The organism is Escherichia sp. MOD1-EC6162 (assembly GCF_002965125.1).
Lineage (GTDB): Bacteria > Pseudomonadota > Gammaproteobacteria > Enterobacterales > Enterobacteriaceae > Escherichia > Escherichia marmotae.
Genome location: NZ_PTSB01000036.1, coordinates 16,001 through 37,423, shown reverse-complemented (window position 1 = coordinate 37,423; position 21,423 = coordinate 16,001). Strand labels below are relative to the sequence as shown.

The window sequence follows — 21,423 nt, the reverse complement described above, 5'->3', positions numbered from 1 at the left end:
ATTTAGCAGTAAGCCGGTCATAAAACTGGTGGTTGTAAAAGAATTCGGTGGAGCGGTAGTTCAGTCGGTTAGAATACCTGCCTGTCACGCAGGGGGTCGCGGGTTCGAGTCCCGTCCGTTCCGCCACTTATTAAGAAGCCTCGAGTTAACGCTCGAGGTTTTTTTTCGTCTGCAATTTCATTATTGCCAGAATCGCAAAAATCCTCTGCATTTTACGCTCTTTTTCCGCAACAATCTGAAGTCCATAATCATCTCAGTTAACGAACATATCATTAAAAGAGGCATATTATGGCTATCCCTGCATTTGGTTTAGGTACTTTCCGTCTGAAGGATGACGTTGTTATTGTATCAGTAAAAACCGCGCTGGAACTTGGCTATCGCGCAATTGATACCGCACAAATCTATGATAACGAAGCTGCTGTAGGTCAGGCGATTGCAGAAAGCGGCATACCACGTAATGAACTCTATATCACCACTAAAATCTGGATTGAAAATCTCAGCAAAGACAAACTGATCCCGAGTTTGAAGGATAGTCTGCAAAAATTACGTACCGATTATGTCGATCTGACACTGATCCATTGGCCGTCACCAAATGATGCGGTATCAGTAGAAGAGTTTATGCAGGCGCTGCTGGAAGCGAAAAAACAAGGACTGACGCGTGAGATCGGTATTTCCAACTTCACTATCCCGTTGATGGAAAAAGCGATTACTGCTGTTGGCGCTGGAAACATCGCCACCAACCAGATTGAGCTCTCTCCTTATCTGCAAAACCATAAAGTGGTCGATTGGGCTAAACAGCACGACATTCATATTACCTCCTACATGACGCTGGCTTATGGGAAGGCATTGAAAGATGAGGTTATTGCTCGTATCGCCGCGAAATACAATGCGACTCCGGCACAAGTGATTCTGGCATGGGCGATGGGGGAAGGTTACTCGGTTATTCCTTCTTCTACTAAACGCGAAAATCTGGAGAGTAACCTGCAGGCAGTAAATTTACAGCTTGATGCCGAAGACAAAAAAGCGATCGCCACGCTGGATTGCAACGACCGCCTCGTAAGTCCGGAAGGTCTGGCTCCTGAATGGGATTAAACTTCTCTGACAGCTCCTCCGGGAGCTGTTTTTATATGCTCACTAAGGAAATCGATAAAGGCTCGTATACGGGTGCTCACTGCACGGTCGCTGTAATAAACGGCGCTGAAAGGCATTTCCACTGGCAGTACTCTATCTGCCATTAACTCTACCAGTTCACCACGTGCAATTTCTTTGTCGATCATATAGTCAGATAAACACGCGATCCCGTTGCCACTCAGGCAAAGTTGTTTCAGCGTTTCCCCGCTATTGGATGACAAACCGTACTTCACCTCATGTAATTGCCCATCGCTACAGGCTATCGGCCAGGTATTGAGGGAGGCTGGTTCAGTGAATCCCAGGCAAACATGCTGCTTTAAATCGTCGATAGTTTCTGGCTTCCCGTGGCGGGCAATATAATCGGGGGAGGCGATAATTTTTCGATAGCTGTTAAACAACGGTCTGGCTCGGAGGCTGGAATCCGTTAATGCGCCGGCGCGAATCGCAACATCCACTTTTCTTTCGATCAAATTAATAATGGTTTCGGAGGAGACTAGCGATAAAGTAACTTCCGGATAGCGTTCACGAAATGGTTTAATCAACGGCATCAGAAAGTGCAATATCACGGGGGTCGCGGCATCGATTCGTAACAGTCCGCGTGGCGTATTACGTGTCTCCATGATTTCTGATTCTGCTGCGGCCATTTCCTGCAAAATCGACTGCACACGCCGAAAATAACGTTCCCCTTCCTCCGTCAGGCTAAGTTGCCGCGTGGTGCGATTAAGCAGGCTAACGCCAAGTTTCATCTCCAGCTTTTTCACCGCCCGGCTTACCGCAGAGTTCGCTTGTCCTAATTGTTCTGCCGCCCGGCTAAAACTTCCGCTTTCGACTACCGAAACAAAAATGGCGAGTTCTTCCGACGTGGCTTTCATTTTTGCTCCTGTTGCAAAATATAAAAGAGATTTTGAATTTATTTGTTATTAAACCATTCGGACAGGTGATAAGTCATCCGATTTAATGATCATCAATGATGAGCCAAATTCTGTCCGATGTAAGCACTTGCTTACATAACAATATACAATTGCTCGTTGAAAGAGTGAGCTAAAATCCCTATAACAGTAGAACCCTCCCGAGTGCGGAAGGGTTGACGTAATAGAGGTTTCAAAGTCAAAAGTGCGAAAAAACACCTATGCCATGCGCTATGTTGCCGGACAACCTGCGGAAAGGATCTTACCGCCAGGGTCTTTTGCGAGCATCGGCCAGGCATTACCCCCCGGAGAGCCGTTAAGTACCGAAGAGCGTATTCGGATCCTGGTGTGGAACATTTACAAACAGCAACGTGCTGAATGGTTGTCGGTACTGAAAAATTACGGCAAAGATGCGCATCTGGTGTTATTGCAGGAAGCGCAAACAACACCAGAGTTAGTGCAGTTTGCGACCGCTAACTATCTCGCCGCTGATCAGGTGCCTGCTTTCGTACTGCCACAACATCCTTCCGGTGTTATGACGCTTTCGGCGGCGCATCCTGTTTATTGCTGCCCGTTACGCGAACGAGAACCTATTTTGCGTCTGGCAAAGTCGGCGCTGGTGACGGTCTACCCATTGCCAGATACGCGTTTATTGATGGTGGTGAATATTCATGCCGTTAACTTCAGCCTGGGCGTGGATGTCTATAGTAAGCAGTTACTTCCTATTGGCGATCAGATAGCCCACCACAGCGGCCCGGTCATTATGGCGGGAGATTTCAATGCCTGGAGCCGTAGAAGGATGAATGCCTTATACCGCTTTGCGCGGGAAATGTCGCTGCGTCAGGTGCGTTTTACTGATGATCAACGCCGTCGGGCGTTTGGTCGTCCGCTCGATTTTGTTTTCTACCGTGGGCTGAATGTTAGTGAAGCTTCCGTACTGGTTACGCGCGCTTCCGATCACAATCCGCTACTCGTTGAATTCGGTCCCGGCAAGCCTGATAAATAAGGTATGTCAGGTCTGCCACAGGGCAGACCAATGTTTGGCGCTGCCCTTTAATACTCAAACAACTAAAGGACAGCGCAATGACAACACAATCCCACCATGACCATGTAGAAAAGCAGTTTAGCTCGCAGGCCAGTGAGTATTTAACCAGTACCGTGCATGCATCCGGGCGAGACTTGCAGCGTCTGGCTGCGCGTCTGGCCGGATATCCTGAAGCTTGCGTGCTTGATATGGGCTGTGGAGCAGGACATGCCAGCTTTGTCGCGGCGCAAAATGTGCAGGCGGTGGTGGCGTATGATTTATCTTCACAAATGCTGGATGTTGTTACACAAGCGGCCAATGCACGGCAACTGACAAATATCACTACTCGCAAGGGATATGCTGAATGCCTGCCATTTGCCGATCGCTCTTTTGATATTGTTATCAGTCGTTATTCTGCCCATCACTGGCATGATGTCGGTGCGGCACTGCGTGAAGTGAATCGGGTACTGAAGCCCGGTGGTCTGTTGATTGTGATGGATGTGATGTCACCGGGTCATTCGGTGCGCGATATTTGGTTACAGACGGTAGAAGCGTTACGTGATACTTCTCACGTGCGCAACTACTCCAGTGGCGAATGGTTGGCGTTAGTCAATGAAGCCAGTCTGGTTGTTGATAACTTGATCACCGATAAATTGCCGCTGGAATTTTCTTCGTGGGTCGCGAGAATGCGCACGCCAGAAGTATTAGCAGACGCTATTCGTGTTTACCAACAGAGCGCATCTACAGAGGTGAAAACGTATTTTGCCTTGCAGAATGATGGCTCTTTCACCAGTGATACTATTATGATTGAAGCTCATAAAGCGGCATAAATAAAAAAGGCACCGGGGGAATCGGTGCCTTTCTGTTATCTGGTTTGTCAGGAATCTGGCATGTTGTTGTTTTTTACAAACAACGTCAGCTTATCGCCTGGTTGCAGATTCGCAGTGTCGCTGTTCCAGCGCATCACATCTTTGATGTTCACGCCGTGACGCTTAGCAATGCTTGAAAGCGAATCGCCTTTGCGCACACGATACGTAATGCTATCGCTGTTGTTTGCCAGCCGCTGTGCGCTATTACCCGCGCCAATCGTCAGACTTTGGCCGGGTTTCAGCTTAGAACCGCGCAGATTGTTCCACTGCTGCAAATTCTTTGTGCTTACGCCGAGACGTGAAGCGATGCTTGAAAGCGTGTCGCCAGAGCGTACGGTGTAAACACGGCTGTTAAGTGGCGTATTGTCGGCAACCAGAGTTGATTGTACGGCAGCAATTTCGCCTGAAGCCAGAGATTCACGCAGTTGATCTGCATGTTTCTTTGGCACCATCACGTATTGCGGACCACTTGCGCCCAGCGTGGAACCTTTTACGCCAGCGTTGAATGTCTTCAGCTTGCTGACAGAAATTCCCGCCATATCTGCAACCTTCGCCATTTCAACTGGGCTACTCAGGTGTACACGCGCCAGAGCACGGCTTTCATCGGTCGTCGGCAGACGTACGCCATAACGCTTGCTATTCTTGAGAATATCACTCAATGCCAGCATTTTAGGCACGTACTGCTTCGTTTCCTGTGGCAACGGTAACGACCAGAAGTCCGTGGATTTACCACGCGCTTTGTTCGTTTTAATTGCCTTCATGACTCGACCTTCGCCGCTGTTATAAGCCGCTACGGTCAGAAGCCAGTCGCCGTCAAACATTTTGTTCAGACGCTGCATCATGTTCAGCGCAGCCGTTGTTGAAGCAACAACATCGCGACGCGCATCATAATTGCGGGTCTGTTTCAAACCATAATTGCGCCCCGTGCTCGGAATGATCTGCCAGATGCCTGCGGCATTGGCGCCAGACGTTGCGTGAGGATCAAAAGCGCTCTCCACTATGGGTAGTAGTACCAGTTCCATAGGCATGTTACGTTTTTTAACTTGCCCGGCAATCCAGTACATATACGGCTCTGCCCGTAAAGTTACATCGTGGAGATAGCTCTTATTGCGTAAATATTTCTGTTTCTGTTCGCGAATCCGGTCATTTTCCGGAATTCCCATCTTTAGCTCGTCGCCTATGAAAGCCCACAAGTCACCATCTGGCGCGATAGACGTCCCATCGTCCATCCATCGTGCCTGACTTGTAAACTTTGCTGCTTCCCCTTGACCAGCTGCAGAAAGGCTCTGTGCGTGCTGTTGAACGTTACCGGTACTCTGGCAACCTACGAGCAGGACAGAGGCGAGTAATATCGCTTTTGCCTTCATGTGTGTGTCAATAGTTGCTTAAAAGACGACCGATCATAACGGCGAACGAAGCCAATGACAAGAAAGTTTTATCAGAACCTATCTTTCTTTGACCTTAACCATGCAAAACGCTCTTCAGGTTGTTGCAATAATGTTTCTTTATTAATTACATTAATTAAATCAATATCTTCTGTTCTCAAAAAAACATTAATTTGTCGCTCATTTTTCAGAATTACGGGGAGTGTTATTTGATTTTTTGCCCGTAACTCCTTAACTTTACGATAATAATCATTTATGGACAAATCGTGCGGAAGAATACTCAAGGCAAACTTCATATTTGATAAAGTATATTCATGAGCACAACACACCAATGTATCATCAGGAAGTTCACTTAGTTTTTTAAGTGATTGATACATCTGTGGTGGAGTACCTTCAAATATCCTCCCGCATCCTCCAGAAAACAAAGTATCGCCGCAAAATAGATAAGGATTGCTGAAGTAACAGATATGTCCTAAAGTGTGACCTGGTGTAGCAATTACACTAAATTCATGCCCTAAAACGAAGGCAGTATCGCCATCTTTGACTACCTGCGTTGTTCCCTTATCTTGTGTCTCTTCGGGTCCATACACCACAATTTGCGGATACTTTTCTACCAGTTCTTTTACACCGCCAACGTGATCGTGGTGATGGTGAGTGAGGAAAATCGCTACTGGTTGCCAGTTGTTATCTGAAATCGCCTTTAATACAGGTTCTGCCTCTCCCGGATCGACAATCAGGCAACGACCTGCTTCATCAGATAAAACCCAGATGTAATTGTCATCAAAGGCGGAAATACTGTTAAGATTCATAGATTACCTCTCAGTGCGAAACGGAAGGTTGTGATGAAACCGGCAAGGAACCCTCAAACTGTCGTGGCTCCTGATTGCTGGGGCGATTTGCCCTGGGGAGAGCTTTATCGCAAGGCGCTGGAGCGTCAGCTCAACCCATGGTTCGCTAAAATGTATGGTTTTCATCTGCTTAAGATTGGCAATTTAAGCGCAGAAATCAATTGCGAAGCGTGCGCGGTTTCTCATCAAGTGAATGTTTCTGCACAAGGAACGCCCGTACAAGTGCAGGCGGATCCGCTTCATCTTCCTTTTGCCGATAAATCCGTCGATGTTTGTCTACTGGCGCATACGTTGCCGTGGTGCACTGACCCGCATCGTTTATTACGCGAAGCCGATAGGGTATTGATTGATGATGGTTGGCTGGTTATTACTGGCTTCAATCCCATCAGTTTAATGGGATTACGTAAACTTGTGCCGGTATTGCGAAAAACATCGCCCTATAATAGCCGGATGTTTACCCTGATGCGGCAACTGGACTGGCTTTCTTTGTTGAATTTTGAAGTAGTGCATGCCAGCCGTTTCCATGTTCTCCCGTGGAACAAATATGGTGGAAAACTATTGAGCACGCATATTCCTGCGCTTGGTTGCTTACAACTTATTGTTGCCCGGAAACGGACTATTCCTCTAACGCTCAACCCGATGAAACAGAGCAAAAACAAACCGCGAATTCGCCAGGCGGTTGGTGCCACCCGGCAATTTCGTAAGCCGCAGGCTTAAACTTCGGCTTGATAGCCCGTATCTTCCAGCGTGGGATTCATCGCTGCTGCGCGAGCCAGTTCATCGCAACGTTCGTTTTCCGGATGCCCGGCATGGCCTTTAACCCATTCCCATTTGATTTGATGCTGACCCAACGCGGCATCGAGACGTTGCCAGAGATCGACATTTTTTACCGGTTTTTTGTCTGCGGTTTTCCAGCCCCGTTTTTTCCAGTTATGGATCCACTGGGTGATCCCCTGGCGGACATACTGGCTGTCGGTACTCAAAATGACTTCGCAATGTTCTTTTAACGCTTCCAGCGCGACAATAGCAGCCATCAACTCCATACGGTTGTTGGTGGTGCGGGTGTAGCCTGCGCTAAAGGTTTTTTCGCGTCCGCGATAGCGTAAAATAGCGCCATAACCACCCGGCCCGGGATTACCCAGACACGAACCATCGGTGAAAATTTCTACCTGTTTAAGCATCTCTGGTAGACTTCCTGTAATTGAATCGAACTGTAAAAAGACAAGTCTGACATAAATGACCGCTATGAGCACTGCAATTACACGCCAGATCGTTCTCGATACCGAAACCACCGGTATGAACCAGATTGGCGCGCACTATGAAGGCCACAAGATTATTGAGATTGGTGCCGTTGAAGTGGTGAACCGTCGTCTGACGGGCAATAACTTCCACGTTTATCTGAAGCCCGATCGGCTGGTAGACCCGGAAGCCTTTGGCGTACACGGTATTGCCGATGAATTTTTGCTTGATAAGCCCACGTTTGCCGACGTAGCTGATGAGTTTATGGACTATATCCGCGGCGCGGAGCTGGTGATCCATAACGCAGCGTTCGATATCGGCTTTATGGACTACGAGTTTTCGCTGCTCAAGCGCGATATTCCAAAGACCAATACCTTCTGTAAGGTAACCGATAGCCTTGCGGTAGCGAGGAAAATGTTTCCTGGCAAGCGCAACAGCCTCGATGCGTTATGCGCTCGCTATGAAATAGATAACAGTAAGCGTACGCTGCACGGGGCATTACTCGATGCTCAGATCCTGGCGGAAGTTTATCTGGCGATGACCGGTGGTCAAACGTCGATGGCTTTTGCGATGGAAGGAGAGACACAGCAGCAACAAGGCGAAGCGACAATTCAGCGTATTGTGCGCCAGGCAAGTAAGTTACGCGTTGTTTTTGCGACAGATGAAGAGCTTGCAGCGCATGAAGCCCGTCTTGATCTGGTGCAGAAGAAGGGCGGAAGCTGCCTCTGGCGGGCATAATTATCCGTTGAAGGCGCTAAAAATAGCACGTTGGGCGATTTTTGCAGCAAACGATTCAAAAGATGAGAAAAACCGTTGACGAAGAACGAGGCAGTCCGTAATATTCGCCTCGTTCCCAACGGAACACAACGCGGAGCGGTAGTTCAGTCGGTTAGAATACCTGCCTGTCACGCAGGGGGTCGCGGGTTCGAGTCCCGTCCGTTCCGCCAGTATTCAGAAAACCCGAATCAGTAATGATTCGGACTTTCGTCGTTTTGGACGCTGAGGGAATTTGTTGCCCCAGAATTAAAACGGATATGATTTAAAAAATGGCCACATAATATAATGGCCAGCCGTTATACATTCCGTCCATTTCTGTTATTCCAGCGCATCCCATTTCTCCAGCAGTTCTGCTGGAATTTCATTTATTACCTCCGAGAAGCGTTTTCCAATCAGCCGTTCCGCCTGGCGCAGCAAGGGAATAGTCGGGCTGCTCGGTTCGCTGTGCTCAAACCATCGACGTATAACTCGTAAACGTTCCAGCGCGTCGTTCCGGTCACGGATCTGCCGGGGTTCTGCGCCGGGCAGCGGAGATATTCCCACCGCAGTATGTACCGGTGGCACAACGTGCTCTGCCTGTATCTGTTCAGTATGATCGATGGCGGCGTTCTCCGGCTGTTCAGCCTGCGGTTGCGGCGGGATCTCCGGTGTGGTGCTCTGCACCGCTCTTGGCAATAGGGCCAGCAATTGTGTAAGACGCGAAAAGTCCGGGGCATGATCATTCAGCGTTGCACGCGCATGACATTGCAGGCGCTCTGTGGTTTCCGAGGCCTGGCGAAAGGCATCCAGCGGCAGTGCGCCTTGAGCTTCCAGGTCGGCCAGTTGCTGGCGTACTGATTCTGGTGCCAGCGCATCCGTCGGGCGTGATGCAGACAGCGAACGCTCCACATCCCGTACCTGAAGGCGCATAGCAGCATTGTTTGACAGCATAATGCCACGAATATCCGCCATTACTCCTTCGTGGTCCAGCAGCGCCGACAGCGCGTTACTGCGTGCTACTGTAGCATCTTCGGCGGTGATATCTTCAGTCGCGAGCAGTTGTGGATGGATGGTGTCCGGGTACGTGGCGCACAGCATTTCCAGTAAGGTAAATGCCTCCGCCAGCCCTCTGGCACCGGCCTGCTGGATACGGCAGCGTAGCAGGACAACCAGAATACGGATATCTTTACTGCGCGTCAGCAGGCGGCGGGCATCCCGCTCAAGCTCCGCCCAGTTAATGGTTTCCGGCGTACTGACAAAATCGCCGTATTGCGCTTCTTCACGCGGCGTTGCGCGGGTGAACAGCAGCAGGTATTCAGGATCGTACTCCAGATCCGGGCCACATGGGCATTCAGCCGAAACAGGGTCAGCCAGAGATGTTTCCATTAAATTATCCTCAGTACGCCAGATAGTGTTCAGGTTCGAAAATCATGCCCGTCACCGGGTTATCATGCATGGCCTTTCCAGCCCAGGCAGTCCAGCCAAGCTGGTATGGGCCGCCTGTAACAACCGGAGGTGCAGTGTGTGGTTTAAGCTGTAGCTCAATTTCCCAGCAGTATTCAAAACCGGTGAAGGCGCGAACCAGTTCCGTCAGCACCGGCAAATTATTGCCGCCAGGCAGAAAACGTTGGTAATCCTCTAGTGTCAGCGGACCAATGACCAGCCGAAACTTATACTGCATGTCCGGTACGGCCTGTCCTATGAGTGCGCCGTTGCCAATAACGGAAGAGGGGGCAGGAATGCCCAGTCGGGTGATCTCGTCATTTGCTACGGCTATCCAGTGCAAAACGTACTCCTGTACCCGGAATGGCACGCCGAAATAGTGCGCCAGCGTGGCTGCCAGTCCGTCCGGATTGCGGGATTCACGCACCAGATGAGCCGATGCCGCAAGGCGAACGTGATCCGGCAACGGGCTGTCGGCGCATTCCCGCAAATCCTGTCCGCTGAGACTGGCGATATAAAAGGCAAAGCGGTCATGTTGCGGATTATCCAGACCGCCCCCGGCGGACTGAGCGCTGCGCCATGCCTGGTAAAATTGCGTCAGCCAGCGGTGATGAAAAAGATCGGAAAAACGAGTTAGTGTCGGATCGCGGCGGCTTTCGGTCCGGTTATGTGCCAGTTCTGTGTAGTGCAGCGGTAGCGGGCCGTTCGGCCCCCACAGCCCGAGGCTGTAAAGGCTGATGTTCAGTCGTCCTTCCTGCCAGCTCACACTGGCGATTTCCCTTGGTGCAAAGGTCAGCGCAGGTGTTTGTCCCAGGCGAAATTTTTCCATCCTCGGTTGCCATGTGCCGCCAGCCGGGATGGTGCACAACTGCACATCAACGCGACGCATCAGGTTCAGAAAACCGTAACGCCAGGGAGTTTCCTGCGCCTGCGTGAAATTGCCGCTCATATGCTTCCCCGCTGTCCAGCCCTGACCGGCCAGGTCATAATTCTGCCGCGCTGCATGCTGTGTAGCGTCATTTGCGAGAAGGTGTTAATGGAAACATGACGGGCGATATAATGCTCCAGCACCAGACCGAACAGATATGGACTGATACCCGAGAAGCCTTCTTCATCCACGGTCAGTTCACAACTGACGCCTCGACCATAGACCAGCAAACCGGAACCTGGCAGACGACGTGTGACCGGTGTCGTTTTGCAGCCAACCAGACTACGCACCTGACGCGACAGCGGACTGTCATGCGCCGGAATAAACAGGCTCAGCAGATCGCGCAACGCCTGGCCGCCGGTGCGGTGATCCAGATCGGCCAGTGGCAGATAATTAAAAGATAACTGGCGGATCAACCGCCAGGCCATTTCACGTTCAGCCAGCGGGGGCTGCGGCGGTCGCGGTGGACGGATAAGCCCGACGCCCGCCACCGGGATTGCCGCATCCACGGTCAGGTCGTTCCGGCCATTGCGTGTAATAAGACAGGGGAGATCGCGGTTGGTTATCATGGCCGTGATGGTGATATGGCGCAGATTTTCCGGGTACGGCGCTTCATACTGATCAACCAGTGACAGGAACACTTCCGAACCCGTATAGGGGGTTCGGGTGCCGTAACGGCGGGCGTTTTCTGATAAGCGGCGCGGTTCCCGGCGCAGGGAAAAATAACGCCCGTGGTTGCCTTCATCGTTATTGCGCGTGTGGTAGAGCGGGCGAAAGGCTATCTTCCGTGTGGTGTCAGTTTCCAGCCCTTCCACTTCCTGAACCGAGAACACCTCATAATCCAGTGGATGGGTTCTGTCTACTACCAGATGCTGCTCCGTCGTGCTGTGCGTGACGTCGATCCGGGCGGTGACTCGGGGGAACAGGTTGACAACCGGGGTACAGAATAGACTGAGCTGTGTGGCATCCGTCTGGTGGGTAAGCCAGTCCGGCGGCAGGCGGTTCAGCAAAATGACGATTTCCGCCACGCCGCCGTGAATTTTCTGTAGCCCGGCAGACAGTCCCGTTGGTGTGAAAAAATAAAATCGCTCCGGGCAGGCGAAATATTCATGCAACAGGTTATGGCCGTGGAATACGTTCCACGCCAGCGGCAGTAGTCCCTGATCCGGCTCCAGACCCTCATACATGACGGGCTGTTTCAGGTTCACATCCAACATGCCGTCAAAATGGCCCGGAACGCCAACCAGTGTGGCGATAGCGCTGGTATGCAGCAGTTCGAACAGGTGTGAGGCCGTGCGTTCCTCGCCGCAGAGATAAAGCGGCAGCCTGTCCAGCCCGGCAAGCTGGCTGAAAGTCAGTTCACCGAAGGTGCGCAAGGTAATACGCAGCGCGCCAGCAACGTGAATGTTAGCAGGCAGGTAGCGGTGCAGGGCGGGCATATCTGGCGGTGCGGCGGTCAGACGTGCTTCTTCGATGGCGAGTGGCCACAGTGTCACATCCTGGCTGCTGCGAAACTGACAGGCGGTGCTTTCACCTTCCGGGATGGCGGAAAAAAAGGCAGTGCTGCGCGGTACGGTGAACCCCTTTGCCAGATCACCTTCTTCCGGGTCGGGATGGAGTTGCGCCACACTCATTGAGGGCGTGGGGGTAACGTAATTAGGGCTGACGACCTCCAACAGACGCTGGGTGAATCGGGGGAATTCAGCATCAATTTTAAGCTGCGTGCGGGCGGTCAGGAAGCTGAAGGCCTCAACCATCCTTTCTACATACGGATCGGCAATATCCGTTCCATGCATACCCAGCCGGGCGGCGACTTTAGGATGACGGGCGGCAAATTCGGCTCCCGTTTCCCGCAGATAGCTCAGTTCGCGGTTGTAGTATTCCAGTAGCCGTGGATCCATCGGTCACCTTCTGTATTAAAAAAATGTAATGTGGCTCTGTTCCATATCCAGCACGCTGCGTACCCGAAATGCTGTAGGGTACGGCTGCGTGAGGATTTCGCCGCGAATTTCAAACTGTAATGTGTTATGACCGCTCTGGCGGCGCTCATCCTGGAGCGGGATGATTTGCAGAGTGGATGCTTTCAGGCGGGGTTCAAACCGAATGATGGTACGTAAAATGGCCCTGCGGATATCGTCCCATTTGTGTTCATACAGAAAGCTGCCAGCCAGCGGCGGCAGACCGTAGTTCAGTACGGAAGCCGCAGCCTGCGGGTAACGCGCGGCATCAATATTATCTTCATGACTGACCGTGTTGAGCAAAAATGACAAATCCCTACGGATGATCTCCCTGAGCTGTACCGGACTGACGCTGATATCGTGGTCGCGCTTCTGCTGTGGAGCATCGTCACACAGTCGATCAAACAATGTAGGCATCAGGTGGTTGCTATGGCGCAGGCGAAAGTCGCTCATGCGTCACTACCTTCGGGCGCATTAAAGGTACAGGCGGTCATATCCAGCAGGCTGATATCGCCGTGACTGGTGAGCCACATTTTTTGTCCCAGTGCCGTAACCAGGGTATCTCCTGGCCCGTCCTGCCAGACGGTTTCCCGGCAAAGGCGTAAGGTGTCAGAAGCACTTTCAGAACCGCTGTAGCGGGAAAACAGCCAGGCGCTGTGCGTGTCACCGTTATGCAGGGTGATGTTGACGGGTTTCCAGAGCAAATCGGTCAGATGCACGGGCCGTGGCGATTTCAGCGAACGAATTTGTGAAAATGGCAGCCAGATATATACACCGCCCGCGATCAGTTCGAGTACCGGGCCGGTACGGGAATCACTGTCACTAATCCAGTCAAATTTACCGCCATTCCACTGCCCGGTAGTGTCTGTGATGGCCTCAAGTGCGCGGTTGCGGTGGACATCAGCTTCCTGCGCTTCACCACGGGTGTTACCGGTGAGGGCGGCCAGCAAATTCTCCATCCACGCGGGCGGGGAGAGAATAAAACCGGGACGCTGTTCCCCCTGAAAGCAGGTGTGGCGGTATATCTCACAGCGGATCAGCTCCCCAAATATCTGAGCCTCTCGGGTATAATTAGCGTCTATTCGGGCGCAAAGCTGAATTTGTTGTAGCGCCCGCGACCAACAGCCTGTCACGCACAATAACTGAAACAGATTGTGCCGATGTGAAGCCAACGTCGGCTGCTTCTTTACCTGTTGCTCCGCTATCTGAATTCCTTCCGCTACAGAATAATCCCGCAACAGCGCCGACAACATCGCCGGTAGCACGTTATTATTTGTCATGATAAATATCTCCGTGTTGTACCGGGGTGACCCGGTAATGACTGTCAATGCCGATGATGCGGTGCTCACGTTGTGTCAGGTCGGGTAGAATGGCGTTATGTATCGTTTCCTGTGCATATTCCGGGGAAAGCAGATGCAGGATATCGGGGAGAATCGTTTCGACAGGCCAGGTGGTTTCTTCTTCGCCGGTGGTATCCAGCACATCGAGAATCGCGTCAATACTTAGCCCACCAGTGACTATATCCTGCAATGTATCAGTTTCAGAGGTCAGGCTGCATAAGGAGGTCAGATCCTGTGTGACTGCCTCTTCGTACAGGGGAAAAGGATTAACATGGTGATGAATATCCTGTTCGGGGGACGACAACGCCTGGCGGTATTCTTGATAAAGAAGGGGGAGTGGGTTATCTGTTTCTGGGGCAACTTCTGTGGTGACTGCGCCGTGGATCGGAATGATATCGAACGGGTTTTGCGGTTGTGTTTGCTGTTGTCGAAACCAGTCGAGATCGAGATACTCAATCATTGTTTTTGGTGAAGCGGTAATCTGCGCTGTCGTCTTTTCCACGTGTAAAGCCGTGGATGGTAGGTTACCGCGCACAAGACACCATGAAGATAATCCCCATTCAATCAAGTCTCCTTCGTTCAGGCGCATACGGTGATGCGGCTCGACAATCTGATCATTTACCGTGCAACAATATTCATCAGACTGATTAATTATCCACCATGCCTCTTCGTGGCGGGTCAGACTGAGGGCAATCTTTACATCATCATTTGCCTCAAAAACAGGGATCCAGGGAGTGGTAACGGTGAAGATAATTTGGGTTCCTGCAGTCGCATAAATTGTGTTATCGGAGATCCCATGCGCCTGTATTTTTTGTAGTCCCCAGGTAATATTTTGTTTCATTGCATATCACTGTGTAGAGTGTTTTTTTCAACAGAATAATTAATTAAAATTTTTAGATAAGCAATACTGATCAATTTGCTTTATCAATATTAGTCTTCGCGGAAATATATAGTGGTGATTTTTAGCGTAATATATTCATAATATATATGAAATTAAATTGCCATATTGAATATCACCATAAAAAAGATACTAACTGCTATATTACATTGTGTTCTGTGATATGCATCATTGTTTCATTCTGGGTTTTTGATGATTCTATTAATTAGGAATTTTAATCGATACAGTTATGCTTATGTATCATTTATATGATTTTACATCATCAGGTGTAACAGATGGACACTCCTGTTTCACGCAGTGCACTATATGGAAAGCTGACCAAATCTTTATTTAGATCTTTGGAATCCGCGACAACGTTCTGTAAATTACGTGCTAATCCTTATGTCGAACTGACACATTGGTTGCATCAACTCATACAACAACCAGAGAATGACATTCACAATGTGCTTCGACACTATCAAATAACATCTGCTGATGTAGAGAATGCGTTAATTCGACAACTGGAGATATTGCCTGCCGGGGCGAGTGTAATTAACGATTTTTCCCATCATATCGATCTATCTGTCGAAAAAGCCTGGATGTTGGCAAGTATCCGTTTTGGTGATCAAAAAATTCGTAGTGGCTGGTTATTACTTGCCTGGTTAACCACGCCAGAATTGCATCGGGTGTTAAAAAATATCTGTGCGCCTTTGGCTGGGCTACCGGTAGATGAACTATTAGATATCCTTCCGTCTTTAATCACATCATCTTCTGAAATAACAGAAATGCCATATGACGGCTCGGGTTTGAATTCTGCAGTACCGGGGGAAGCTAGCCAGGTATTTGCCAGCGAATCAAGCGGAAGTAAATCTGCGCTGGCGAAATACTGTCAGGACATGACTACACTGGCGCGTGAAGGCAATATTGATCCGGTCACCGGCCGCGAACACGAAATTCGTACCATGACGGATATTCTGCTGCGTCGTCGGCAGAACAATCCGCTGCTGACCGGCGAGGCGGGCGTCGGGAAAACGGCTGTGGTGGAAGGATTTGCGCTGGCGATTGCCCGGGGCGAAGTGCCGCCTTCACTGCGAAACGTGCGTCTGCTGTCGCTGGATGTCGGGGCGCTGCTGGCCGGGGCGTCCATGAAGGGCGAATTTGAATCCCGCCTGAAGGCGTTGTTGGAAGAGGCTGCGCGTTCGCCGCAGCCGGTTATTCTGTTTGTCGATGAAGTTCACACCCTGGTGGGCGCTGGTGGTACATCCGGTACGGGCGACGCTGCCAATCTGCTGAAACCGGCGCTGGCGCGTGGCACCCTGCGCACCATCGGCGCAACCACCTGGAGTGAGTACAAACGCCATATCGAAAAAGATCCGGCGCTGACCCGGCGTTTTCAGGTGTTGCAGGTGGCAGAGCCGGAAGAGGTTGCTGCTGTTGAGATGGTACGCGGGTTAGTCACCACGCTGGAAAAACACCATGACGTCCTGATCCTTGATGAGGCTGTGCGCGCCGCCGTACAGCTTTCTCACCGTTACATTCCGGCCCGGCAGCTACCGGACAAGGCTATCAGCTTGCTGGATACGGCGGCGGCCCGTGTAGCGCTGTCGCTGCATACCCCACCAGCGAAAGTCCAGTATCTGCGTCAGCAGCTCAATGCCGCCGAACTGGAGCAGGAGTTGTTATTAAAGCAGGAAAAAATGGGTATCCGCGCAGAGCGGGGCGACATACTGACGATACGGATCGCCTCACTGAATGCAGATCTTTCTGACACCGAAGCGCGCTGGCAGCAGGAACTGGAGTTGGTTCATACCTTACAGGAACAGCGTGCCGCAGAGCCCGATGAGCGTGATGAAACCACGTTACAACAGTCGGAAACTGCATTACGAGTCTGGCAGGGTGAAAACCCCATTGTGTTCCCGGAAGTTAACGCGGCGGTGGTGGCAGCGATTGTCTCCGACTGGACAGGCATTCCCGCCGGGCGCATGGTGAAAGATGAAGCCAGCCAGATCCTCGAACTCCCCATCCGTCTGGCGCAGCGTGTTACCGGGCAGATGGATGCGCTGGTGCAGATTGGTGAGCGTATCCAGACCGCGCGGGCGGGTTTAGGTGACCCGCGTAAACCAGTGGGTGTCTTTCTGCTGGCCGGGCCGTCCGGTGTGGGTAAGACCGAAACCGCGCTGGCGCTGGCGGAAGCTATTTACGGCGGCGAACAGAACCTGATCACCATCAATATGAGCGAGTTTCAGGAGTCCCATACCGTCTCCACGCTGAAAGGTGCGCCGCCCGGCTACGTGGGCTATGGCGAAGGCGGCGTGTTGACGGAAGCTGTACGTCGTCATCCCTGGAGCGTGGTGCTGCTCGACGAAATTGAAAAAGCCCATCATGACGTCCATGAGTTGTTCTACCAGGTATTTGATAAAGGCGCGATGGAGGATGGCGAAGGTGTCCACATCGATTTCAAAAATACCACGCTGTTGTTGACCACTAACGCAGGAGCGGACCTTATCAGCCAGATGTGTGAGGATCCGGCGCTACTGCCTGATTTGTCAGGATTAAAAGAAGTCTTAATGCCGGAGTTACGCAAACACTTCCCGGCTGCTTTCCTGGGACGGGTGACGGTTATCCCCTATCTGCCGCTGGATGAGACGGCGCGTGGCGTTATTGCCCGCCTGCATCTTGACAGGCTGATGGAGCGGATGGCAGAGCAGCATGGCGTTTCACTCGTCTATGGCGATGAATTAATTACGCACATAGTGGCACATTGCCCGATGCACGAAACCGGCGCTCGTTTGCTTATCGGCTATATCGAACAACATCTCCTCCCACAACTGTCCCGTTACTGGTTGCAGGCGATGACAGAGAAAACGGCCATCACGCAAATCCGCATTCGTGTTGATGAGGATGAACAGATTATTTTTGAAACGGTTCATGAAGCATGATTTATCCGTATGAACCAACTGTTTGCTGTGCATTTTTAAACTGTACCGTTGAACCGCTCTCCTGGCGGTCGGCGGCTGACTGATAAGGAAATGAAGGATTATGGCTATCAACAACAGCGCGCAGAAGTTTATTGCCCGCAACCGTGCGCCCCGCGTGCAGATTGAGTATGACGTTGAGATTTATGGCTCCGAAAAAAAAATCGAACTGCCGTTTGTCATGGCGGTGCTGGCCGATCTGGCCGGTAAGCCACGTGAAGAGTTGCCCACAGTAACCGATCGTAAATTCCTTGATATTGACATCGACAATTTCAACGAGCGAATGAAGGCTATTGCGCCGCGCGTGGCGTTTGCTGTCCCCAATACGCTGACGGGCGAAGGGCAGTTAATGGTCGATATTACGCTGGAGAATATGGATGATTTTTCACCTGCGCAGATTGCCCGCAAGGTGGACGCCCTGAACCAACTGCTGGAAGCACGTACTCAGCTTGCCAACCTACAAACCTATATGGATGGTAAAGCAGGAGCAGAAAATCTGATCAATAAACTCTTACAAGACCCGACGTTACTGAACGCTCTGGCCAGTGCACCAAAACCTGTCACTCAACAGGAAAGTGTCTTATCAGGTGAAACGGGAACAACAGACTAACTGCGATTTTATTAAGGAATTTTCATGGTAAACGATACTCTTCTGGCGACAGGCGATCTCACTGCTGAGCAAAGCACAGCCTATCAGGACACTGAATTTGATTCACTGCTGGATAAAGCCTTCCGTCCCAAGACACCTCAGGCTGCAAAGGCTGTTGAGGCTGCAGTTCAGACGCTGGCCCAACAGGCTCTGACAAATACAGTCACCGTCAGTGACGATGCTTACAAAAGTATTGCTACGATTATTGAGCAGATCGATTTCAAATTAACGGAACAGATCAAGCTAATCCTGAGTCATCCGGATTTTCAGAAACTGGAGTCTTCCTGGCGTGGGATGGAACATTTGGTTTACAACACCGAAACCGATGAAAAATTAAAAATCCGCTTTATGAACCTTTCAAAGGATGAATTGCGGAAAAATATGAAGCGTTACAAAGGGATCGCCTGGGATCAAAGCCCCATGTTCAAAAAGCTGTATGAAGCTGAATATGGGCAGTTAGGCGGAGAACCCTACGGTTGTATCATTGCGGATTATTATTTTGATCACACCCCGCCGGATGTGGATCTGCTCGGCTCCATTGCCAAAGTGGCTGCCTCAGCCCATGCGCCGTTTATTGCCGGGGCCTCTCCGTCAGTGTTGCAGATGGACTCCTGGCAGGAACTGGCTAACCCGCGTGATCTGACCAAAATTGTGACCCAAAACCTCGAATACGCTCCGTGGAATTCGCTGCGAAAAAGTGAGGATTCTCGTTACATTGGCCTGACGATGCCACGTTTTCTCTCCCGTTTGCCTTATGGTGCGAAAACAAACCCTGTCGATGAGTTTGATTTTGAAGAAGATGCAGATGGTGCAGACCACAGCAAATATGTCTGGAGCAATGCTGCCTATGCAATGGGCGTAAATATCAACCGTTCTTTCAAACATTACGGTTGGTGTACGTTGATCCGTGGTGTGGAGTCTGGTGGTGCGGTGGAAAACCTACCCTGTCATACATTCCCTACCGACGATGGTGGTGTGGACATGAAATGTCCGACGGAAATTGCCATCTCCGACCGTCGGGAAGCTGAACTGGCGAAAAATGGTTTTATCCCGCTGATCCACCGCAAAAACTCTGATTACGCCGCCTTCATTGGCGCACAGTCGTTGCAAAAACCACAGGAATATTACGATCCGGACGCCACGGCCAACGCCAATCTCTCCGCACGCCTGCCGTATCTATTCGCCTGCTCGCGGTTTGCGCACTTCCTCAAATGTATCGTGCGCGACAAGATTGGCTCGTTCAAAGAGCGTGAAGATATGCAGCGCTGGCTCAATGAATGGATCATGAACTACGTTGATGCCGATCCGGTGAACTCCTCGCAGGAAACCAAAGCCCGCCGTCCGTTGGCTGCTGCTGAGGTAGTGGTGGAAGAAGTGGAGGGGAATCCGGGTTATTACGATGCCAAATTCTTCCTGCGCCCGCATTTTCAGCTTGAAGGATTAACAGGATCGCTGCGTCTGGTGACAAAACTGCCGTCAGTAAAACAGGGTACTGCCTGATTTTTATGAATATTTTAATGAATGATGTCGGGTAATACTCAGGGGGGATATATGGCATATGTTTATGGACTGGTAGATTCATTGCAGGGCACTGAAATGGTGGGAATGGCGGGGGCAGGAGACAGAAAGGAATGTGTGTTCTTGGTTCAGGTATATGCACATGTGGGGCATACCGGAACGTGGAAGCAGGGTCGGAAGGTTTTCGGAGACAAATCGATTCCCAGAGGAACAGCAATTGCGACTTTTGTGAATGGGAAATATCCATCGGGGGACAATGCTCATAAACATGCTGCTTTCTATCTCGAACAGGATGATTCGTATATTTATGTTATGGATCAGTGGACAGGCAAAGCCTCGAATGTATCTGCGCGCAAAATCTCCAGAAAAGGTGGGATGCGCAGTGATGGGACATATCATGATGCCAGTAATAACGCTGAAGCTTTTTATGTTATTGAGTAGAGGATAGATTCAATGGGGACCCGTTTTATTTTTTCTCTGTTATTGGGTTATATGTTGTTTTATTCACAATTTGTTGCAGCGTGGGAAGTCAGTTGCCCCGAGTTTATCAATATAAAATCCTCAACGACAGTACTGGAGTCGGATGTACCTGCATCCTGGCAGGGATCTTCCCGCTATGAACCCCGTCTGTGGCTGGACGGCGTAGGGATGTCGCAGGGAAAACCTGAAAATCGGATAGATCTAAAACCAGAGACAGAGAAAATAAAGGGTGAAACCCGGCAAATATGGGATACCACAATGACCACTAATCAGGATAGTGAGCGTTACTGGGTTTCTTGTATTTATAACCACGGACAGGTTTGGTTATCACAACCAGTACCAGCATCTGCAACACAGTGCCAGGCATCTTCTTTACAGCGTCAGCGGGAACAAGGAGAGTCATTGATATCTGTGATATGTAAATAGACGTAATACATTCAACATGTAAATTAATTAAATACTGGTATCTCATTACCGGAAATTATACAGCCTTCTGTTCTTCTGAAATAAAGGAGAGGGGGTTCTGTACGGCAATGGTTTATCTGCATTCAGCTATGCAGATAAATCAGAGATTATTTTTAAGTAATTCTTAATAAGGAAATAAAAATGGCTTATGACATTTTTTTGAAAATTGACGGCATTGACGGCGAGTCAATGGATGACAAACATAAAAATGAAATTGAGGTGCTGAGCTGGCGCTGGAATATCCACCAGGAATCCACCATGCACGCGGGCAGCGGCCTGGGATCCGGTAAAGTCTCCGTGACTAACCTGGAGTTTGAACATTATATCGATCGCGCCAGCCCGAACCTGTTCAAATACTGCTCCTCCGGCAAGCACATTCCGAAGTCCATCCTTGTCATGCGTAAAGCAGGCGGCAATCCGCTGGAATACCTCAAGTACACTTTTACTGACCTGATTGTGGCTGTGGTTTCCCCCAGTGGTAGCAAGGAGGGCGAGATCGCCTCCCGCGAAAGAGTCGAACTCTCTTTCAGCACCGTGAAACAGGAATACGTGGTGCAGAACCAGCAGGGCGGCAGCGGCGGCACTATCACGGCAGGTTACGATTTCAAAGCTAACAAAGAAATTTAAGCA

The 21,423-nt window shown here is 50.5% G+C and carries 21 protein-coding genes and 2 tRNA genes; 13 read left to right on the top strand and 10 right to left on the bottom strand.

Annotated features, from left to right (window positions below; genetic code table 11):
• Positions 1 to 49: 49 nt before the first annotated feature.
• Positions 50 to 126, top strand: a tRNA-Asp gene (locus A9587_RS21410).
• Between the two features lie 162 nt (positions 127 to 288).
• Positions 289 to 1,092 carry a 2,5-didehydrogluconate reductase DkgB gene (dkgB, locus tag A9587_RS21405; protein ID WP_105263892.1) on the top strand — a complete coding sequence of 268 codons (804 nt, stop codon included), beginning with the start codon at positions 289 to 291 and terminating at the stop codon, positions 1,090 to 1,092.
• On the opposite strand, the gene yafC is transcribed toward dkgB, so the two are convergent.
• Positions 1,089 to 2,003 (bottom strand): DNA-binding transcriptional regulator YafC, encoded by a 915-nt coding sequence (gene yafC, locus A9587_RS21400; RefSeq protein WP_000648552.1) that lies wholly within the window; start codon positions 2,001 to 2,003, stop codon positions 1,089 to 1,091. The two genes, dkgB and yafC, sit on opposite strands and share 4 nt — an antisense overlap.
• 241 nt (positions 2,004 to 2,244) lie before the next feature.
• On the opposite strand from yafC, the gene A9587_RS21395 reads away from it, so the two are divergent.
• Both A9587_RS21395 and A9587_RS21390 read left to right on the top strand, forming a co-directional pair.
• Positions 2,245 to 3,045 carry an endonuclease/exonuclease/phosphatase family protein gene (locus A9587_RS21395; RefSeq protein ID WP_001230982.1) on the top strand — a complete coding sequence of 267 codons (801 nt, stop codon included), beginning with the start codon at positions 2,245 to 2,247 and terminating at the stop codon, positions 3,043 to 3,045.
• Positions 3,046 to 3,122: 77 nt separating this feature from the next.
• The gene (locus A9587_RS21390; RefSeq protein WP_000211694.1) at positions 3,123 to 3,893 is read left to right on the top strand and encodes a class I SAM-dependent methyltransferase; all 771 of its coding nucleotides are present in this window, start codon (positions 3,123 to 3,125) and stop codon (positions 3,891 to 3,893) included.
• A gap of 47 nt (positions 3,894 to 3,940) precedes the next feature.
• Here the strand turns inward: A9587_RS21390 and mltD are convergent, their stop codons facing one another.
• Complete coding sequence (gene mltD, locus A9587_RS21385; protein WP_000644687.1) at positions 3,941 to 5,299, bottom strand: murein transglycosylase D; 1,359 nt, start codon at positions 5,297 to 5,299, stop codon at positions 3,941 to 3,943.
• Positions 5,300 to 5,370: 71 nt separating this feature from the next.
• On the bottom strand, positions 5,371 to 6,126 hold the full coding sequence (gene gloB, locus A9587_RS21380; protein ID WP_001515750.1) for a hydroxyacylglutathione hydrolase: 756 nt from the start codon (positions 6,124 to 6,126) through the stop codon (positions 5,371 to 5,373).
• A gap of 33 nt (positions 6,127 to 6,159) precedes the next feature.
• Between gloB and A9587_RS21375 the strand changes: the two genes are divergently transcribed.
• A complete protein-coding gene (locus A9587_RS21375) occupies positions 6,160 to 6,882 on the top strand; it encodes a class I SAM-dependent methyltransferase (protein ID WP_001515751.1) in 723 nt (240 codons plus the stop codon).
• On the opposite strand, the gene rnhA is transcribed toward A9587_RS21375, so the two are convergent.
• A complete protein-coding gene (gene rnhA, locus A9587_RS21370; RefSeq protein WP_000917882.1) occupies positions 6,879 to 7,346 on the bottom strand; it encodes a ribonuclease HI in 468 nt (155 codons plus the stop codon). The genes A9587_RS21375 and rnhA overlap by 4 nt on opposite strands.
• Before the next feature lie 64 nt (positions 7,347 to 7,410).
• Here rnhA and dnaQ point away from each other — a divergent pair, with 64 nt between their 5' ends.
• Both dnaQ and A9587_RS21360 read left to right on the top strand, forming a co-directional pair.
• Positions 7,411 to 8,142, top strand: a complete 732-nt coding sequence (gene dnaQ, locus A9587_RS21365; RefSeq protein ID WP_010379295.1) for a DNA polymerase III subunit epsilon — start codon at positions 7,411 to 7,413, stop codon at positions 8,140 to 8,142.
• Positions 8,143 to 8,274: 132 nt separating this feature from the next.
• Positions 8,275 to 8,351, top strand: a tRNA-Asp gene (locus tag A9587_RS21360).
• 148 nt (positions 8,352 to 8,499) lie between these two features.
• Here A9587_RS21360 and A9587_RS21355 read toward each other — a convergent pair.
• From A9587_RS21355 to tagK, 6 genes are read right to left on the bottom strand one after another with little or no spacing between them, the layout of a single operon-like run.
• Positions 8,500 to 9,546 (bottom strand): type VI secretion system protein TssA, encoded by a 1,047-nt coding sequence (locus A9587_RS21355; RefSeq protein WP_105263893.1) that lies wholly within the window; start codon positions 9,544 to 9,546, stop codon positions 8,500 to 8,502.
• 10 nt (positions 9,547 to 9,556) lie between these two features.
• Positions 9,557 to 10,552 (bottom strand): type VI secretion system baseplate subunit TssG, encoded by a 996-nt coding sequence (tssG, locus tag A9587_RS21350; RefSeq protein WP_001515752.1) that lies wholly within the window; start codon positions 10,550 to 10,552, stop codon positions 9,557 to 9,559.
• Positions 10,549 to 12,432 carry a type VI secretion system baseplate subunit TssF gene (gene tssF / locus A9587_RS21345; protein ID WP_105225021.1) on the bottom strand — a complete coding sequence of 628 codons (1,884 nt, stop codon included), beginning with the start codon at positions 12,430 to 12,432 and terminating at the stop codon, positions 10,549 to 10,551. Before tssF ends, tssG begins: the two co-directional genes overlap by 4 nt.
• Positions 12,433 to 12,447: 15 nt before the next feature.
• Positions 12,448 to 12,942: a type VI secretion system baseplate subunit TssE gene (gene tssE, locus A9587_RS21340; protein ID WP_001515754.1), complete on the bottom strand. Its 495-nt coding sequence runs from the start codon at positions 12,940 to 12,942 to the stop codon at positions 12,448 to 12,450.
• Positions 12,939 to 13,769: a type VI secretion system accessory protein TagJ gene (locus A9587_RS21335; RefSeq protein ID WP_000183894.1), complete on the bottom strand. Its 831-nt coding sequence runs from the start codon at positions 13,767 to 13,769 to the stop codon at positions 12,939 to 12,941. Before A9587_RS21335 ends, tssE begins: the two co-directional genes overlap by 4 nt.
• On the bottom strand, positions 13,759 to 14,670 hold the full coding sequence (gene tagK / locus A9587_RS21330; RefSeq protein WP_105263894.1) for a type VI secretion system-associated protein TagK: 912 nt from the start codon (positions 14,668 to 14,670) through the stop codon (positions 13,759 to 13,761). The genes A9587_RS21335 and tagK overlap by 11 nt, the downstream gene beginning before the upstream one ends.
• Positions 14,671 to 15,002: 332 nt before the next feature.
• Here tagK and tssH point away from each other — a divergent pair, with 332 nt between their 5' ends.
• The 6 genes from tssH to A9587_RS21300 all read left to right on the top strand — a co-directional run bounded on the left by tssH (position 15,003) and on the right by A9587_RS21300 (position 21,420).
• Positions 15,003 to 17,645, top strand: a complete 2,643-nt coding sequence (gene tssH, locus A9587_RS21325) for a type VI secretion system ATPase TssH (RefSeq protein ID WP_105263895.1) — start codon at positions 15,003 to 15,005, stop codon at positions 17,643 to 17,645.
• Positions 17,646 to 17,745: 100 nt separating this feature from the next.
• Positions 17,746 to 18,291 (top strand): type VI secretion system contractile sheath small subunit, encoded by a 546-nt coding sequence (gene tssB, locus A9587_RS21320; RefSeq protein WP_000996822.1) that lies wholly within the window; start codon positions 17,746 to 17,748, stop codon positions 18,289 to 18,291.
• Positions 18,292 to 18,315: 24 nt separating this feature from the next.
• Positions 18,316 to 19,830, top strand: coding sequence for a type VI secretion system contractile sheath large subunit (tssC, locus tag A9587_RS21315; RefSeq protein ID WP_000245852.1), 1,515 nt, complete (start codon positions 18,316 to 18,318; stop codon positions 19,828 to 19,830).
• A gap of 51 nt (positions 19,831 to 19,881) precedes the next feature.
• Entirely contained in the window at positions 19,882 to 20,289 is a 408-nt protein-coding gene (locus tag A9587_RS21310) for a BPSL0067 family protein (RefSeq protein ID WP_000332236.1), read from the top strand.
• A gap of 12 nt (positions 20,290 to 20,301) precedes the next feature.
• Positions 20,302 to 20,754, top strand: a complete 453-nt coding sequence (locus A9587_RS21305) for an STY0301 family protein (RefSeq protein WP_001515757.1) — start codon at positions 20,302 to 20,304, stop codon at positions 20,752 to 20,754.
• Between the two features lie 180 nt (positions 20,755 to 20,934).
• Positions 20,935 to 21,420, top strand: a complete 486-nt coding sequence (locus A9587_RS21300; protein ID WP_000312805.1) for an Hcp family type VI secretion system effector — start codon at positions 20,935 to 20,937, stop codon at positions 21,418 to 21,420.
• Positions 21,421 to 21,423 lie beyond the last annotated feature (3 nt).

Coding starts and splice junctions, on each gene's coding strand:
- dkgB (WP_105263892.1), top strand. CDS start 289: ATGGCTATCCCTGCATTTGGTTTAGGTACTTTCCGTCTGAAGGATGAC.
- yafC (WP_000648552.1), bottom strand. CDS start 2,003: ATGAAAGCCACGTCGGAAGAACTCGCCATTTTTGTTTCGGTAGTCGAA.
- A9587_RS21390 (WP_000211694.1), top strand. CDS start 3,123: ATGACAACACAATCCCACCATGACCATGTAGAAAAGCAGTTTAGCTCG.
- mltD (WP_000644687.1), bottom strand. CDS start 5,299: ATGAAGGCAAAAGCGATATTACTCGCCTCTGTCCTGCTCGTAGGTTGC.
- gloB (WP_001515750.1), bottom strand. CDS start 6,126: ATGAATCTTAACAGTATTTCCGCCTTTGATGACAATTACATCTGGGTT.
- A9587_RS21375 (WP_001515751.1), top strand. CDS start 6,160: ATGAAACCGGCAAGGAACCCTCAAACTGTCGTGGCTCCTGATTGCTGG.
- rnhA (WP_000917882.1), bottom strand. CDS start 7,346: ATGCTTAAACAGGTAGAAATTTTCACCGATGGTTCGTGTCTGGGTAAT.
- dnaQ (WP_010379295.1), top strand. CDS start 7,411: ATGAGCACTGCAATTACACGCCAGATCGTTCTCGATACCGAAACCACC.
- A9587_RS21355 (WP_105263893.1), bottom strand. CDS start 9,546: ATGGAAACATCTCTGGCTGACCCTGTTTCGGCTGAATGCCCATGTGGC.
- tssG (WP_001515752.1), bottom strand. CDS start 10,552: ATGAGCGGCAATTTCACGCAGGCGCAGGAAACTCCCTGGCGTTACGGT.
- tssF (WP_105225021.1), bottom strand. CDS start 12,432: ATGGATCCACGGCTACTGGAATACTACAACCGCGAACTGAGCTATCTG.
- tssE (WP_001515754.1), bottom strand. CDS start 12,942: ATGAGCGACTTTCGCCTGCGCCATAGCAACCACCTGATGCCTACATTG.
- A9587_RS21335 (WP_000183894.1), bottom strand. CDS start 13,769: ATGACAAATAATAACGTGCTACCGGCGATGTTGTCGGCGCTGTTGCGG.
- tagK (WP_105263894.1), bottom strand. CDS start 14,670: ATGAAACAAAATATTACCTGGGGACTACAAAAAATACAGGCGCATGGG.
- tssH (WP_105263895.1), top strand. CDS start 15,003: ATGGACACTCCTGTTTCACGCAGTGCACTATATGGAAAGCTGACCAAA.
- tssB (WP_000996822.1), top strand. CDS start 17,746: ATGGCTATCAACAACAGCGCGCAGAAGTTTATTGCCCGCAACCGTGCG.
- tssC (WP_000245852.1), top strand. CDS start 18,316: ATGGTAAACGATACTCTTCTGGCGACAGGCGATCTCACTGCTGAGCAA.
- A9587_RS21310 (WP_000332236.1), top strand. CDS start 19,882: ATGGCATATGTTTATGGACTGGTAGATTCATTGCAGGGCACTGAAATG.
- A9587_RS21305 (WP_001515757.1), top strand. CDS start 20,302: ATGGGGACCCGTTTTATTTTTTCTCTGTTATTGGGTTATATGTTGTTT.
- A9587_RS21300 (WP_000312805.1), top strand. CDS start 20,935: ATGGCTTATGACATTTTTTTGAAAATTGACGGCATTGACGGCGAGTCA.